The sequence below is a fragment of the Prosthecobacter sp. genome, from assembly GCF_046154365.1.
GTDB lineage: Bacteria > Verrucomicrobiota > Verrucomicrobiia > Verrucomicrobiales > Verrucomicrobiaceae > Prosthecobacter.
The window spans coordinates 18251-33641 of the sequence record NZ_JBJXFV010000026.1 but is presented as its reverse complement, the minus strand read 5'-3'; the positions used below and the strand labels follow the sequence as shown (position 1 = coordinate 33641).

The window sequence follows — 15391 nt, the reverse complement described above, 5'->3', positions numbered from 1 at the left end:
GCAACGTTTTGCAAACTGCCTGTAGCCACCTTCGCCAGAAGATGGAGCGGCGCTGCGCGAAGACGCCGGGCGTCCATGCTCTGGCGAGCATGGCTACGGGATTTTCCAAACCCTAGCTTGTGACAAACCATGCATGAACTAAACTGCGCTCATGAATTTCGACACCCTGCCAGGACTCACGGTCACGGTGGACAGCATCGCCTACGATCCCACGCGGCCTGCTCCTCCGGACCGGCCGCACCCGTTTGTGTATCATCTTTCGATCCACAACGACTCCACCGACATCGTGCGCATTTTTGGTCGCAAGTGGATCGTGCGTGACACCGATGGCGACACGATGGTGGTCGAAGGCGACGGTGTGGTCGGCCAGTTCCCGAATCTCTCGCCGGGGGAGGCGTTCAGCTACAACTCTTATCATGTCATCAAGTCGGAGAGCACCGCGACAGGTTCGTTCTTCGGCACCACGCCCGATGGCCGACGCGTCTGCACACGCATTCCGCCGTTTGAGATGCAGCCGCCGCTGATTGGTTGATGGCGGATAGTTGATAGCCAGAGCGGAGATGAACCGATGGCAGATGGTCAGTATCAGGCCATCAACCATCAACTCAAGACCATCAACCACCCTCATTCCTTCTCGCACATGATGCGGAAGCCAACGCTGTCGAGATGGATGTCGTAAGGGTCGGGGCCGCGGAACGAGGCCATGAGACGTTTTTCACCGCCGGTGCGAAAAGCACCGCCGCGTACGATGCGCAGCGTGTTGTTTGGCGGATCATACCAGCCATCAACCCACTCCCAGACATTGCCAGCGAAGTCGAAGAGGCCGTTCACATCCGCCGGATAACTGCCGACGGGCGCGGTGTCGGCGAAGCCATCGTCGATCTCCAGCCATTTAGCGTCATAGGTGGCGCGATATTTTTTACCGAAAGCTTCGTCGCAGAAGTTGCCAACGCTGTTGGACAGCGGCGCGATGCCCCAGTGATAGATGCCGGTGCTTGCAGGCTGCTGTTTCGGGGCCACAGCGGTGTTCTCCTTCAATCCAGCGAGCACGCTCCATTCAGCGTCAGTGAGCAGGCGATATTTGCGGCCTTCTTTTTTGCCCAGCCACTCGCAGAAGGCCTGTGCCTCGGTGAAACTTAGATTGATGGCCGGATGATCGGGCGTCTGCGGAAAGCCAGGCTTCTTCCATTCGGTATTCGTCGCGCTGGCGAAGGATTGGTAGTCCTTCACCCGCGTTTCATAACGGCAGACCAGTGCGTTGATGCTCCCGACACGCACAAACGGCATCTCCAGGCTGTTGGTGAATGCTGTTTCGACTTTGGGCGTCTGCGCATACGCGCTTAGCGCCAGCAGCAACGTGAAGATGGGAAACGCAGGCTTCATGGCTTATTTCTTCGCAGGTGCGGGTTTCCATTCCCAGCTCTCGCCGAAGAATCCGGCATCACTGATGCCACCAGGAGCTTGGCTGGTTTTGGGTTTGGTGAGATCGATCACGGCCCAGTCCGGCAGCTTTGCCACCTGGCGGGCGTTGTTGAGGTAATCGTATTCGCGGTAGGTGAAGCCGCTGTTGATGACGACATACTTCGCCGGATTGAGCGGGTTCGGATAGATCAGCACGGGAGCGTTGGTCGCGGCGTCATAGGTCTTGCCGTTGGCGATGAGTTTGTCCTTGGACCACTGGATCGGCAGCTTGTCGGCGATCTTCGCGAGGACCGCGTTGCTTTGCGGATCGCCCCAGAGCACGAGGTTGTTGGCGGCGATGTCCGCATCGCTGATGGCGGCATCGTCTTTAGTCGGTGCGTCGCCACGGAACTGCCGCCGCCATTCAAACTGCGCGCGTTCGAGTTCCGCTTTGGCCCAGGCATCGACTTTCTCGCTGAAGCCTGCTTTCGTCGGTTTCACGAAGAGGAACGTGTCCATGAAAGCGTCGTCGATCGGGCCTTCGAGGCCGTGCTTCTTCACCAGCTTATCCGCATCCTCGATGCCGAGCGACTGTGACCACTTGCTGTCCTTGAGTTGAAAATGTACGAGCCAGGAGCGGTCGAGTTTTGGGCGCGTGACTTCGAGCACCTGGCCGTCGATGACCACCGTTGGCTTGTAGAGCAGCGACAGCGGGCAATGACCGGAGGGCATGTCGAGCGTGAAGGCGCTGATGTTTTGCAGCTTGATCGTTACTTCGGATGAGCCGGTGATGCGTGCGTGGATGCGACCGCGCACCCAGTGTTCCTGCAAGGCATCGACCGTGACCCAGAACATGCGGTTGTAGCGCAGGAACCAGGTGGAGAGATGCACTTCCTTTGGCGCACGGTCACGGCCGATGGCGGCGATGTTCGCAAGGCGCTTCTCGATTTCGATCAGTGAGTCGGGATGAATCTTGTGCCCCGTCTGTGGACCGATGATGTGCAGTAGATCGACGTTCTCACCACGCAGTGTCCGCTCCATGATGTCGGCGGCCTGCTTCTGTTTGTCGATCTCGCCGCTGTAGGCCACGGTGGGGCAGTTTTCGAGGTTCAGGGCGTTGTCGGTCGCGTTGTACCAATGCCAGAGCTTCTGCTGATACCACGGCGCACCGCTCACATCTTCGTTTTGGAAGCCGCCGAGGAATTCCGGTGTTTCGGAGAAGCCTGCGCCTGGATTTGCGGCACACCACTTGTCCGCGTAATTCACCGCGAACTGCCACGCAGCAGCACCGCCCATGCTGAAGCCGCGCACGATGACGCGGTCTTCGTCGATGGCGTAAAACTTGGTGGCGTGGTCGATGGCTTCGATCAAATCGATCTCGCCCGCGAACTTGTTCGCGCAGCAGTAGCGGCCATACGGATGCAGCACGAGCGCACCCTTGGGGGCGATCTGGCCGATCTGTTTGCGGCGTTGATCGAGGAACGCGAGTTCGCTCAGCGTTTCACCACGTCCATGACACCATGCATCGAGACGCACAGGCGCTCCGACGTAGCTGTCAGGAATGACCATGCCGTAAGGCTGCACGGAGCCGTCGATCTTCGAGCGATAGCCGCGTACGACGAGGCCCTTCTGCTTCGTCCACGGTGATTGGCCGGTTTTGAACTGCTCGGCACGCTGCAAGCCTTCGGCGATCAGTTCATCCGCGCTTTTCAGCTCGGTGAGCTTGTGAACTTCGTTGTAACGCAGCGCCCAATCGACAGCCTTGTGGTAAATCTCGATGTCGGGTAGCAGATCGGCAAGCTGCGGGTGCTTCGCTTGTGCTTTGGCGGCGTCATCAATCGCGGTGCGAAGTTTTTTCAAACCTTCCGTGAGTCGCGCATGATCCGCATCGGGCACTGCGACGCCTGGAGGCGGCACGGGGCGCACGTCGGCGGCTTGATTGTCCTTGGGGCCGTCGGCGAGGGCGGAACTGACGGCAACGAGAGTGAGGAAGAGGCGCTTCATGGTTGGAGAAGAAAGGGGGCTATTTCTTGCGGGAGGCTTTCGGTTTCGCGGCGGCGAGCAGCGGCACGTTGTGAATTTCAAAAGGAGCAGCCGTGGCGCTGTCGAACTCGGCGGCGGCTTCGAGACCGATGCGGGCGATTTCTTCCGCCGTCTTGCACTTGTCATACGCGGCCTGCATGGCACCGAGCGCGTAGTCGCGGCCCGAGCCGGCGGCCCAGAACTTGTGGAACTGCTGTGCCGAGCGATACGAGTAGAGGGCGAAAATGCCGTGCTGATTTGCGGCGAGACCATAGAACTGGGTTGTTTCGTATTCCTCGCCTTTGTCCGGCATCGTGGCCATGAAGTACTCGGCCTTCATCCAGTGATGCGCGTGCCGCAAGGTTTCAAAGATGGCCTCGCATGAGGAAAAATCACGCGGGCGCTCGGGATTGGCGAAGTAGCTGTTCATCACCACGAGACTGGCCGACGTGCCGGTGAGGCCGATGAAGGTGTCGCTGATCTTGGTGATCTTGGTTTTGTTGACGACATGCTGGGCCTTCTGCCGCAGTGAGCCGAGACAACTAAGCGTGTCAGCGCCGATGCAGGCGACGCCATTCTTTTGGGTAACAACGATGGTGGACATGAGGGCGCATGACTAGCGGTGGCGGTGTGTCCGCGCAAGCGGCGGTACGGCAGCCATCATCGCTCCGCGTGATGAGCACAGGGCTTGCGCCGTAGCGGCGCGTGGACGTGGTTCGAGGATCGGTCGTGCCAATAAAGCGCTCGGCTCGTCACGCGGAGCGATGACGGCTACTTTCGTTTATCCACGCCGAATCTCCGAGCCCTTGAAGCGGATGCTGAAGCGGAAGACTTTTTTCTTGCGGCATTCGATCTTGCCGGTTTGCAGGTCAAACCGGTCCGGGATCTCAATCAGGTGAAGATCTGCCGTCGCGTGGTAGCCGCGCTCGGAAAAAATGTCGATGAGCATCGCCAGCGCCTCGGTGTCATGGAAGAGCTTGTCTTCGGAATTGATGTCCGCACGGCCGGAGATGGCGTGGCGAACGATGATGGGCATCATCTTCTCCTCGATGAACTTCACCACGGCCTGCATGAGGTCCGGTTTCTCGACCTTGTAGGCATCCAGCCGGCGCACGAGATCCTGCCGGGCATGACGCACTATCTCGCTGGCCAGCGGCAGATCGCGCAACTGGTCAAAGGTGCGCGGATCGAGTTCCAGTGAGCTTTGATACTCCAGCTCCTTGACGATGTTGTCCTGCACCAATTCCAGCGGTGCCTGGGCATTGATGAAGTGGTAATGGAAGATCGACTTCAGCGAGACCAGCGCGTCGTAGGTCTTCTCTTTGAAGACCTTGTAGCGATTGCGCGCCAGTTTGGGGTCGAAGTCGGTGGCACGCTCTTCCCAGAGTTCGCCGAGCCCGGAACTCCTGACCTCCTCATTGTGCGCGAGGACTTCCTGCCCGCGTTTGAGCTGCCGTGCGATGCTCTCAGTCTCATCGACGAAGAGGACCATGATGTGGAAAATGGGCTGCTTGAAATGCGCGGCCTCGGGTGTTTCGGAAAAATCACGGCGCAGGCGGATCATCTCGTCGAACAGCATCTTCAAGCACTCCACCTGCACCTTCGTGCGCGGGAAGCCGTCGAGGATCGCGCCGTTCTGCTGATCGGGTTCGAGCAGCTTGCGGATGAGAATGCTCACCACTTCGCGGTCGCCCACCATGCCGCCCTGGGACTTGAGCTTCTGCGCTTCAGGACTGTCGAGCAAGGCGCTCACCACGATCGGCTCGGCTGTGATGCCGCGCACTTCGCGAATGAAATCCGTGTTTGTGCCTTTGCCAGCACCTGGAGCGCCGCCGAGCAGGATCAGTTCCTTCGGAAAGCGCAGCTTCTCACGCCCGTAGTCCGCTTCGAGCTGCTTCCAGACGTGATTGAAGATGAGCTGGGCATCTTTGATTTCCAGGTCTGCGGGAGCTGCGGGTTTCGGGGCGGGTTCTGGCGTGGCGGGCTGCATGGGGAAGGGTTATCGGCTCAAGCTCACGCCGTCAAATAGGCATCCGTTTGGCGCGGCAGCGTTTTGGAGTGCGCCGGTCCTCCGGCGCTTTCGAGTGTCTGGCGGCCTGCGCAAAGCTCCAGAGGGCTGGAGCACTCCAGGACGCTGCCGCGTGCCTCGTTAGCCTTTCAACGTCATCAGATACGCGAGCAAATCGGCCACCTGCTGATCCGGCAGCGTGTCGAGCAAGCCTTCGGGCATCAAACTGCGGCGGATGAACTTGGTGCTGCGGATGTCTTTCTTGTCGAGCCGGCGATCCTGCAATCCGGGCATGCGGATGATGGTGGCGTCCTTGTCCTCGCTGACGAAGAAGGCGTCGATGAGGTCGCCGTTTTTCATTTCGACGCGGAAGATGCGGTAGCCGGGCTCCATGGCGGCGTTGGGGGTCAAAATGTTGCGCAACACGGCCTCCAGGCCCATCGCGCCAGCGCCGCTGAGATTCGGGCCGATTTGACCGCCCGCGTTGCCGATTTGATGGCAGGCCATGCAGAGGGCGCTGAGGACTTTGCCGTTGGTGGCGTTGCCTTTGGGGGCTAGCGCGGAGAATTTGGCGAATTTGGTGTCGAGGGCCTTGGCCTGCTCTTCGGTAAGCAGCGGCGGAGTGTCGATGGTTTTGGCGATGCGGGCGCCTTTGCCGAAAGTGTCACCGGCCTTCGGATAGGTCCTATAGGTCTCATTCGACTTATAGGACCTATCAAAGCCGCCACGAATCTCCGTGGCGCTGCGGGCGGTTTTCCAGACCCGAAACTCCATCATGGCTCCCTCGGTGCCGCCTTTCGGGCCACTCCAGCCGATGCGGCAGTTTTCCCATTTGGCGGGTGCAGGTTTGGTGCTGGTGGCGTCAAGTTCGCCGTTTTGGTAGATGCGGATAAGGCCTTTGGCGTCGCGTGTCACGGCGATGTGCGTCCACAGGTCGGGCGTCATCGGTTTGGTGGCGACGCAGACATCGTGGAGTTCACGGCCGCCGAAGACGCGGAACTTGGATTGATGGAAATTCATCTCTGTGCCGCCGGGTGCGCCGAGGATGTCGTCTTCGTTGCCGATGTTCGGCGCGAGACGCACCCAAGTCTCGACGGTAAATGGGCCATCGAGCGTGATCTTGGAATCGACCCATGCGGTGTCCTGGCCGTCGAGCAGCAAGACCTCGCGGAAGATGCCGCCGAGTTGCTGCTGAAGTTTTTCGAGCGCGGGATCGTTGCCAAGCACGGTAGCGAGGCGTTCGACGGTGGGGCCGTCGAGGTCGGTCTGTGGCAATGTTTTGTCTAGCAAGGCGGTGACGATGGTTTTGGCACCGGTTTTGCTGCTGGAGAGGGCGTTGAGCGCGTTGTGGCGCTGCGCAGGCAGAAGATCGGGGTAGAGCACGAGGAGCTTCGTAGCGGCATCGGATGCGCGTGAGGCGGCGAGGGCTTCGAGTGCGGCATCGCGCACGACGGGAGGGCTGATCTTGATCAATGAGACAAAAACGTCGGTCGCATCGCTGTGAAGCTCCTTCAAGGCACGCAGTAAGGCGACAAAGTCATTGGGATCGCCTGAGCGCGTGCCTTGGCTGTCGAGAGTGAGCGAGAGGTCGCCGCCGCTGATGGCGATGGAGGTTTTGAGCGGTTGAACCAGATCGTTCTCCAAGGCGGTGAGCTGGAAGCCGCCGATGAGTTGCAGAGCCAGGTTGCGGATGGGCGCATCAACGCTCCGCAGCATGCTGCGAGCTGTTTCAGTGAGCAGCGGCGCGATCTGGTCGGCATCGAGCTTGGTGCGCTGCGCCAGCAGCTTCTCGGCGACGGCGGCGCGGGATTTTTCGTTCGTGAGGAGTGCTTGGAGAGCCTCGCCGACACCAGGTTCGGCGGGGAACTGGGCGAGGCGGAGGAGTTCCTCGTCATTCGGGGCGCGGTCGAGCTGTGGGAGCAGTTTCGCGACGCGGGAAGCGCTGGCCTTCGGCTCCAATGCGAGCGAGGCGAGCACGCGGGCCTCGACGGGCAGTTTCGCCGCGGCTTCGGAGTCGAGGAACTTCGCGACGATGCCCGGATGACGCTCCAGGAACATGCGGACGAGGAAGAGCTCGAACTCGCGGTCATAGGCCTCGCGCACGGGGATTTGTTTTGGGCCGCGAGAGGATGCGGTGGTGGGGCCGTTGGGGAGGCTGGGTTTGGCGAAGGCGAGGAGGGTGGAGATGTTTTGATCGGACAGATTCCGACCGATCTGACTGATCTGACCGAACTGAGTGCTGGCGAGATAATCCTGAGCGGCAAAATGGGACTGCGGGAGCTGTTTGCGGTCGAGAAGCGTCTGCCAGGCCAGATGTACCTTCGCGACGGGCTCTTTGCCGAGCGACGTGATGAGTTCATCGGTGCTGAGCTTGGTGAAATCAGCCACTTCGGCCTTCGCGGCTTTTGGCTTCACCCTCCAGATGCGTCCCCGCGTCTTATCCCGATCTGGATGCGCTCTCGGCACTTCGTTGTGGGAAATGATCTTGTTGTACCAATCGACGATGTAGATGCAGCCGTCGGGGCCGTTGGTGAGGGCGACGGGGCGGAAGAAGGGATCGTCGCAGGTGATGAGGTCGGGGAGCTGGGCGAGCTTCCAATACGCGCCGTCGCGATGCATGGCGATGGTTTGAATCTTGGACGTGATGGGATTGGCGACGGCCATGGTGTGCGCAGCCTGTTTGTCTTTGAGCGAGCCGCTCTCGATGAGCGCGAGACCGCTCAAACCGGTGCCGCCCATGCGGAAGTCGGCCTGCGGCGGGAAGTCGGGCTGGTAGCTCTTCTTCAAGGCCTCCATACCACCGGGGTAGTAGGCGTATTCGTGGAAGGGCATGACGGGGTAGCCGTAGTCGTTGGCTTCCTGGATGAAGGTCTCGCCTTCGCCGGTGATGACGAGGCCCCAGATGTTGTTGGGGCCGATGCTGGTCATTTCAAACTCGGTGCCATCGGGCCGGAAGCGGGCCATGCCGCACTTGGGGTAATCGACGACGACATCGCTGCCGGGTTTGTGGACTTTGCTGTTGTTGAACAGGCCCTGTGCCATCCAGATCCAACCGCCGGGGGCGCGGGTGAACTGATGTGGAAACAAATGCGAGTCCTGCACGCCGAAGCCGGTGAGGATGACTTCATGTGTGTCGGCCTTGCTGTCGCCGTTGGTGTCTTTGTAGAGTTTGAGATCGTGACCGTGCTGGACGTAGCAGGTGTCGCCATTGCCCCAGGGCAGGATGCCGAGCGGAATGGCGAGACCGTCGGCAAAGACGGTGGGATTGGTGAGTCCACCCGCGGGAATCGGTCCATTCACCGACTCCCGCGGATAGACGAGCACCTTGTCCTTGCCTTTGCCGGCATACACCGCCTCGGCAGCGGCGGGATTTTCATTCGCATCGACCGGATACTCGAGCGCGGTCTGCGTCCACAGGCGGCCACGTTGGTCGAAATAGACGCTGACGAATTTGCCGAGGCCTTCGCTCTCCTGCACGACAAGTTCGATTTCGTAGCCGTCGGGGAGGTGGAAGAGCTTTTGCTGCTCGGCGGCGCTCTTGGCGGTGCCTTCCACATTGTTGTAGGAGGTGTCGCGTTTTTTGCCCTTTTCGTTCTGAAAGGCGGCTTTGGGCTTGGGGTGGCCGACTTTTTCCCAAGTCGGGATTCCGGGTGTGGCGGGCAGTTCCTCAATCGTCACGTCTTTGACCTGCACGAGACAAACGCCGCCGCTGTGCACCTGCGGGGCGATGTGGCCGTCGAGCGCGATGTTGGGGTCGGTTTCGGTGTAGTCGATGCAGAGGACGCCGTTGATCCAGGTCTGGATGCGCGGCCCCTCGGCGCGGATGCGGTATTCGTTCCAGCCGAAGACATCGATGGCCTTGTCGAGCGCGGCCTGCTGCTCTGGCGTGGGTGCCCAGATGACCTTGTTGCGGCGGTGCTCGTCGTAGATTTTGCCGAACCAACCCGCGCCGCAATCGATCTGGTAACCGCTCATCGCGCCGCCATCGGCCCGCACGCTGCGGATTTGGATGCCGCTATTCAGCAAGCCCGTCTTCGGATCGCCGCTGACTTTGATTTTGAGCTTCAGCTCGAAGTTTTGATACGACTTCTTCGTGCTGATGAAGTCGTTCTTCTTGATCTTCTCCGTCGTGGAGCCGCCGGTGATGAGGCCGTCCTCCACACGCCACATGGCGGGATCAAAGTCCCAGTTTTCGAGCGTTTTGCCGTCGAAGATGGCGACGGGTTCCGCGTGAAGTGCGGTGGATGCGATGAGTGCGAGGAATAGTAAGGATGGGCGCATGGTTGAATTAACGGTTGGAAGGAATGAGCCTAGCAGGATGGCATGCACGGTGTCATGCCCGAAATGCACCTGTGCGTGACAGCGCTGGCGGCTGCGGTTATGTGGATGGCATGAATTGGCGAATCGGAACGATCCTGCTGCTCACAGCGGCCAGCTTGCTGGCAGAACTGCCACTCTTAAAAGAAGGTGCGGAACTCGCGCTCGATGAGGACTGGTCACACGGCATTGATTTGAAGCAGTGGTATGTGATGCGTCGGCACTGGGGCAACGGGCATCATGGTGTGGTGCCGGAGAATGTGCGGATCGAGGAGGAACGTGATGTTGCGGGCAAGACGCGGCACGTTTTGGTGTGTGAGGCTCATGGAGAACGCTACGACGGGCCGGTGAAGGGGTTGTGGAATCGTGGGGATCGCGTTGGCGGCGTGATCGTGAGCAAGGCGTTCTTTGCTTCGGGGCGATTTGAAGTTTCGATGCGTGTGGGCGGCACGGATAAGATGGACGGCGGGCCGGATGATCCGACGCGGCCCATCGGCACGATCCCGGCGATCTGGGTTTATGCGGGATGGAATACGCACGTGAAGCCGGAGCTGGCGGATGGTTATGTGGCGGAGAATCCGCTGTATCAGCCTTACTTGCAGGAGTGGGGACGCGGGAATGCGTTTTACTGGTCGGAACTCGATTTCCCGGAGCTGGGGAAGAAGGGGGGCTTTGATCACGGCCTCTACAACACCTTCCTGCACAAGCAGACGGACAGCCGGGTGTTCCCGGTGCAGGTGGCGGATGGGAAATTTCATACTTACACGGCGGAGTGGCGCACGACGCTCGTTGAGATGAAGGAATTGCGCGACGATCAGGTCATCGAGCATGAAGGCCGCTGGTGGGTGCGCGATTTGAAAGTGCCGTTTGGGAGTTACTGGGGCAATCCGTTGAAAAAACTCGGCCCGAATCGCTACGCGGCGCATCAGGGCCTCATCGCAAAGCATTGGATCGATGGGAAGTTCGTCGGCGAGAACACCAAGTTCGTGCCCTGTATCGCGGCGCAGCTCAGTCTGGGCGTGTGGCTGCCGGATTGGGCGGGTCCGGCACCGTGGAAGGTGTCGCGCGTGAGTTTCGACCGCGTGCGCATCTGGCAATACAACGATGAAGGTGATGTGAAGGGCTTGCTGAAGAACGATCAGCCGGACAACATCGGCACAGACGGCGATTTGATGAAGGTGAATCCATGAGCGCGACTGACGAACTGATCGAAACCACCATCGACGGCCCGCGCACGCGGCGCTGGGTGGTGGAGGCGCGGGAGTGTGTGGAGATGACGACGCATCGCATTGCGAAGCTGGGCATGGATGAAGCGCTGCCGCCGTATCGAAGGGTGCGGATGAAGCCGGAGGGCAGTTTTGTGCTGGCATGCGTGAGCGGGGAAGGGGAGATCATGCTGGATGGGCGCTGGCAGCGGGTGAAGCCGGGTATGGTGTGCCTCGCACCGCCGCGAGTGTTGAATGCATTTTATGCCAAGAGCCGTGAGCGCTGGTGTTTTGCGTGGGTGCGTTACGATGAGCCGAGTTTTGTGACGCCGGTGGTCGGTGCGGCATCGCCAGTGATGCCGACGGCGCATGCGGACGAGATCGTGCGCATCATGACCGGCCTGCGGGCCGAGTGGGAGGGTGAGCGTGAGGCGCGGTTGATTCATCACTGGCTGGAGCTGCTGCATGCAACGATCCGCCGAATCGCGCAGCCGTGGTGGCGGCAGGAACCGCGTGTGGCGAAGCTGTGGGCCGATGTGGAGCAGGATTTGATGCGGGACTGGACGCTGGCGGAGCTGGCACATCGCAGTCATTGCAGCCCGGAGCATCTGCGGCGGCTGTGTTTGAAAGAACTGGGCCGCAGTCCGATGCAACACCTGACGTGTTTGCGCATGGAGCAGGCACGTCGCTTCCTGGAAACGGAGAACGACAAGCTGGAGGTCGTCGCCGCCAATGTGGGCTACGCGAATGGGGCGATTTTTTCGCGCGTGTTCAAGCGCTGGGTTGGCGTGGCACCGGGAGAGTATCGCGGGAGAGCGTGAATCAGCCAAGCATGCCGCGCATCGCGGTGCGGTGATGTTTGGCGTCAAAGAGGGCTCGGATGGGCAGGACTAATCCTTTGATCGCAACGCATTCGACTTCACCGGTGCGCGATTTGAGGCGGAGTTCGTAGCTCTTGGATTTGGTGAGGACGTATTGCTCCAGCGTTTTCGTGGTGGGGTCGATGATCCAGTATTCCTGCACGCCGTGGGCCTGATAATCGCGAAATTTAACCCCGCGATCACGGCTGGCGGTGCTGGGAGAGAGAACCTCGCAGGCAAAGTCAGGCGGCGGGAACTGCATGGTGTCCGGGCGAATGGTGGCGGACTTCTTGCTGCCAAAAAAAACGACATCAGGCTCATAGTCGTTGCGCGGGAAGGTGCAGAGGGTCTTTTCATCGAACACCATGCCGAGTCCGCGTGTGTCCACGTAGTTGTTCAGCAGGTTGGTCACACGCATGCGAATCATGGTATGAATGGCGGTGGCGGGCGAGTGCATGATGACCTGGCCGTTGATGAACTCCGCCTTCATGTCGGGCGTGATTTCTTCATAGAACTTCAGGCGGAGCTGGCGCTCAGTCTTGAGCTGCTTCTGAAGGTTGCTGACGACCTCGGGGAGCGACGGGTCTTCGAGCAAGGCTGGATAATCGGCGATCATGATCACGGATTATAATACGCTGCTCAGGCTTGTCACGCGGCCATCTGATTCAACCCGTCGTCCGCAATCCCGAAGCGATGGCGTTGATGGAGATCAGCAGGTCGGAGACCATCGCGTCGGCGGCTTCGGTTTTGCCGGCGGCGGCGAGGGCACGCCAGTCGCGAAGCAACGCGATCTGCTGGTGGTGCAACACTTTGAGCGGTTCTTCGCGAATGTTCAGCGTGTAGGCGAGACGCGGGCGGCGTTCTTCGAAGGTGCCTTGGAACAGGTCGTCGATGATGCCTCTGGTGGTCTCGTATTCGGTGAGGATGGTGCCGAGGAAGCGACCACGCACGGCGGTGTCCTCCACGAGAGCGGCGTAGGCACGCATGAGGCCGGTGTTCGCGCTGACGAGGGAGCTTTCGATGTTGGTGAGGACGTAGCGCAGGAACGCAGAGCCGGGAATGGCGGCGGCGAGCGTGGCGTAGCTCTTGGGATCGTCGGTCTTGAGTTTTTGCAGGGCACTGCCAGCGCCGAACCAGCCAGGAAGGTAGAAGCGTGATTGCGTCCACGAAAAGACCCAGGGAATGGCGCGCAGATCGTCGAGCGAGGCCTGGCCGGTGCGGCGGGCGGGACGTGAGCCGATGCGTGAGTTTTCCAGTGCATCGATCGGCGTGGCCTGACGATAGAACTTCATGAAGTCCGGCGCTTGCAGGAAGGCGCGATACGCGTCGCGGCTGGTGGAGGCGAGGGTGTCGAAGAGCGCATCAAGCGCGGGATGCGCACGGGATTCGGTGTTGCGATGACGCGCCGTCGCTGCGGTGGTGGAGGCCATGAGCAGCTCGGTGTTGTAAACGGCGGAGCCGATGTGGGCGTATTTTTGTGCGATGGTCTCGCCCTGCTCGGTCATGCGCATGCCGCCGCTGAGAGAGCCATGCGGCAGCGCTTCCATGAACCAATGCGTGGGGCCGGCACCGCGTCCGACGGTGCCGCCACGGCCGTGGAAGAAGATGGGACGCACGCCATGGCGGTGGATGGTGGTGGACAGCTCACGCTGCGCACGATGCAGGGCGCACTGGCTCGCGACGATGCCGCAGTCCTTGTTGGAGTCGGAGTAGCCGACCATCATTTGAAACACGGGCGTGCCGCCGTTGCTTTGCGCGGCGAGGCTGCGTTTGGCGACGGGATGCGAGAGGAAGGCTTCGACGATGCCGGGGCCGGATTCGAGATCGCCCATGGTTTCAAACAACGGCACGACGGGCAGCGGACAGACGAGACCTTCAGCGCTCCAGGTCATGAGTCCGGCCTCACGGGCGAGCACATAGACGACGAGCATGTCTTCGACGCAGCGGGTCATCGAGATGATGAGCGAACCGAGGCCAGCGTTGCCATACTGGGCGCGGTGATCAGCCAGCACGCGGAAGCAATCGAGCACGGTGTCAGCTTCGGGGCCGGCGGAGATGCCAGGGGCGAGGAAGGGACGTGGGGAGGCGAGTTCGCGGTCGAGCAGCGCACGTTTTTGCTCGATGGACCAACTCATGAAGGAACCGCCGTCCAGCAGACCGGCGGCACGCAGAAGTTGATCGAGTGCTTTCTCGTGGAAAGCGGAGTTCTGCCGCACGTCGAGCACGGCGGAGTGAAAACCGAAGGCGGTGAGGTTGCGACGGAAGGGAACGATTTGTTCTTCGACGACGGCCTTGGAGCCGACATCGAGCAAGGTTTGCGCGAGGGCGTCGATGTCAGCCCGCAGTTCACTCGGCTGCACATAGGCAGCGGGTGAGGCGGGTTTCTCGATGGCCAGCATCACCTTCGCGCGCATGAGGTAAACGGCGGCACGCCATGGCTCCTCTTTGTTGCGCTCCAGAATGTAGGCGAGATCGATGCTCGGCTCGTTTTTTAGCTGTGCCGTGAGGGTGGCAATCAACTCCGTGAGATGCGGCGGGGTGATCTGGAACAGCGAGCTGAGCGGCAGATGGAAGGCGAGGGCTTCGAGCGCACGGCGTTGCACGCGCAGGGCGTTCTTGCGCATGACCTGCAAGGCATGACGTGTGACATCGGCGGTGACGAAGGGATGCCCGTCGCGGTCGCCACCGATCCAGGAACCAAAGCGGATCAGCGGCGGCAGGGAGTCGATCTCCGTCACGTCGTAACCTGCGGCCTGCCAGGCTTCGCGCAGATGGGTGTGGGCACGGGTGAGCGCCTCGGGAAACACATCGCGCAGGTAATGCAGCGCGTTTTGCAGCTCGGCTTCGATGCTGGGGCGGGTGACGTGGATCTCGCCAGTGCGCCAGAGATTTTCGAGCTGGGTCTGAAGCTGGCTTTGCAACCGCGCCTGCTCACGCGGCGTGTAGGCCGGGTTCTCATGGCGGTTCATGAGGCTGTAGATTTCGCGGTGCAGTTCGCGCACGGTTTCGCGTTTCGCCTCGGTGGGATGCGCGGTGAGCACGGGCTCGACGCAGACATCGCGCAGCGCGGCCAGGATGTCGGCCTCGTTGAGGCCAAGGGTGCGCAGTTGCTTCAAATTGTCCGCCCACAGGCCCTTCTCGGCCTCAGGACCGCTCTTTTTCTCGCGCAAACGGCGAATCTGCGAGGCGGCGCGTTCCTCGACGACGTTGAGAAGCTGAAACGCGATGGAGTAGGCCTGACCGAGGGAGCGATTCGTTTGCTGCGGCACGCCGGTGCCGACCCAGGGCAGGCAGTCGGCCAGTTCCGGCTCCCCAAGCTGTCGCAGCACCTTGGCAAAGGCCTCCATGAGGTAATGCAGGTCGTCTTCGAGAAGCTGGAAGCCGTGGTGGCGGAGATTGGGTGGCGGTGTTTCGGACATGGCTGGATGGGACGACTTGCAAAGCAGGAAGGATGCCTGATTGGGGAATGACCTGCACGCATTGTTACACGAAGCGTTGCAGACGGGCGAATGTCGAATGCCGAAGGACGGTAGAAAGATCAAGTGGCAATCAACCGAGAGAGAGGATTCCCTTATGAG

General features: G+C 60.7%; 10 protein-coding genes. 3 read left to right on the top strand and 7 right to left on the bottom strand.

Annotation, left to right across the window (positions count from 1 at the left end):
* The first annotated feature begins 151 nt into the window (after nucleotides 1–151).
* The gene (locus tag ACKVY0_RS03415; protein WP_409213389.1) at nucleotides 152–532 is read left to right on the top strand and encodes an ApaG domain; all 381 of its coding nucleotides are present in this window, start codon (nucleotides 152–154) and stop codon (nucleotides 530–532) included.
* Nucleotides 533–624: 92 nt separating this feature from the next.
* On the opposite strand, the gene ACKVY0_RS03410 is transcribed toward ACKVY0_RS03415, so the two are convergent.
* The 5 genes from ACKVY0_RS03410 to ACKVY0_RS03390 all read right to left on the bottom strand — a co-directional run bounded on the left by ACKVY0_RS03410 (nucleotide 625) and on the right by ACKVY0_RS03390 (nucleotide 9712).
* Nucleotides 625–1383: a formylglycine-generating enzyme family protein gene (locus ACKVY0_RS03410; protein ID WP_409213388.1), complete on the bottom strand. Its 759-nt coding sequence runs from the start codon at nucleotides 1381–1383 to the stop codon at nucleotides 625–627.
* A 3-nt stretch (nucleotides 1384–1386) separates the two neighbouring features.
* Nucleotides 1387–3405 (bottom strand): prolyl oligopeptidase family serine peptidase, encoded by a 2019-nt coding sequence (locus tag ACKVY0_RS03405; protein ID WP_409213387.1) that lies wholly within the window; start codon nucleotides 3403–3405, stop codon nucleotides 1387–1389.
* A gap of 19 nt (nucleotides 3406–3424) precedes the next feature.
* On the bottom strand, nucleotides 3425–4027 hold the full coding sequence (locus ACKVY0_RS03400) for an MFS transporter (RefSeq protein ID WP_409213386.1): 603 nt from the start codon (nucleotides 4025–4027) through the stop codon (nucleotides 3425–3427).
* A 177-nt stretch (nucleotides 4028–4204) separates the two neighbouring features.
* Nucleotides 4205–5413: a nucleoside monophosphate kinase gene (locus ACKVY0_RS03395; RefSeq protein WP_409213385.1), complete on the bottom strand. Its 1209-nt coding sequence runs from the start codon at nucleotides 5411–5413 to the stop codon at nucleotides 4205–4207.
* A gap of 159 nt (nucleotides 5414–5572) precedes the next feature.
* A complete protein-coding gene (locus ACKVY0_RS03390) occupies nucleotides 5573–9712 on the bottom strand; it encodes a PVC-type heme-binding CxxCH protein (protein ID WP_409213384.1) in 4140 nt (1379 codons plus the stop codon).
* Between the two features lie 110 nt (nucleotides 9713–9822).
* On the opposite strand from ACKVY0_RS03390, the gene ACKVY0_RS03385 reads away from it, so the two are divergent.
* Nucleotides 9823–10938, top strand: a complete 1116-nt coding sequence (locus ACKVY0_RS03385; protein WP_409213383.1) for a hypothetical protein — start codon at nucleotides 9823–9825, stop codon at nucleotides 10936–10938.
* Nucleotides 10935–11774, top strand: coding sequence for an AraC family transcriptional regulator (locus tag ACKVY0_RS03380; protein ID WP_409213382.1), 840 nt, complete (start codon nucleotides 10935–10937; stop codon nucleotides 11772–11774). Before ACKVY0_RS03385 ends, ACKVY0_RS03380 begins: the two co-directional genes overlap by 4 nt.
* Nucleotide 11775: 1 nt before the next feature.
* Here the strand turns inward: ACKVY0_RS03380 and ACKVY0_RS03375 are convergent, their stop codons facing one another.
* Nucleotides 11776–12429 (bottom strand): Uma2 family endonuclease, encoded by a 654-nt coding sequence (locus ACKVY0_RS03375; protein ID WP_409213381.1) that lies wholly within the window; start codon nucleotides 12427–12429, stop codon nucleotides 11776–11778.
* Nucleotides 12430–12478: 49 nt separating this feature from the next.
* Entirely contained in the window at nucleotides 12479–15232 is a 2754-nt protein-coding gene (locus tag ACKVY0_RS03370) for a phosphoenolpyruvate carboxylase (RefSeq protein WP_409213380.1), read from the bottom strand.
* Between the last annotated feature and the right edge of the window lie 159 nt (nucleotides 15233–15391).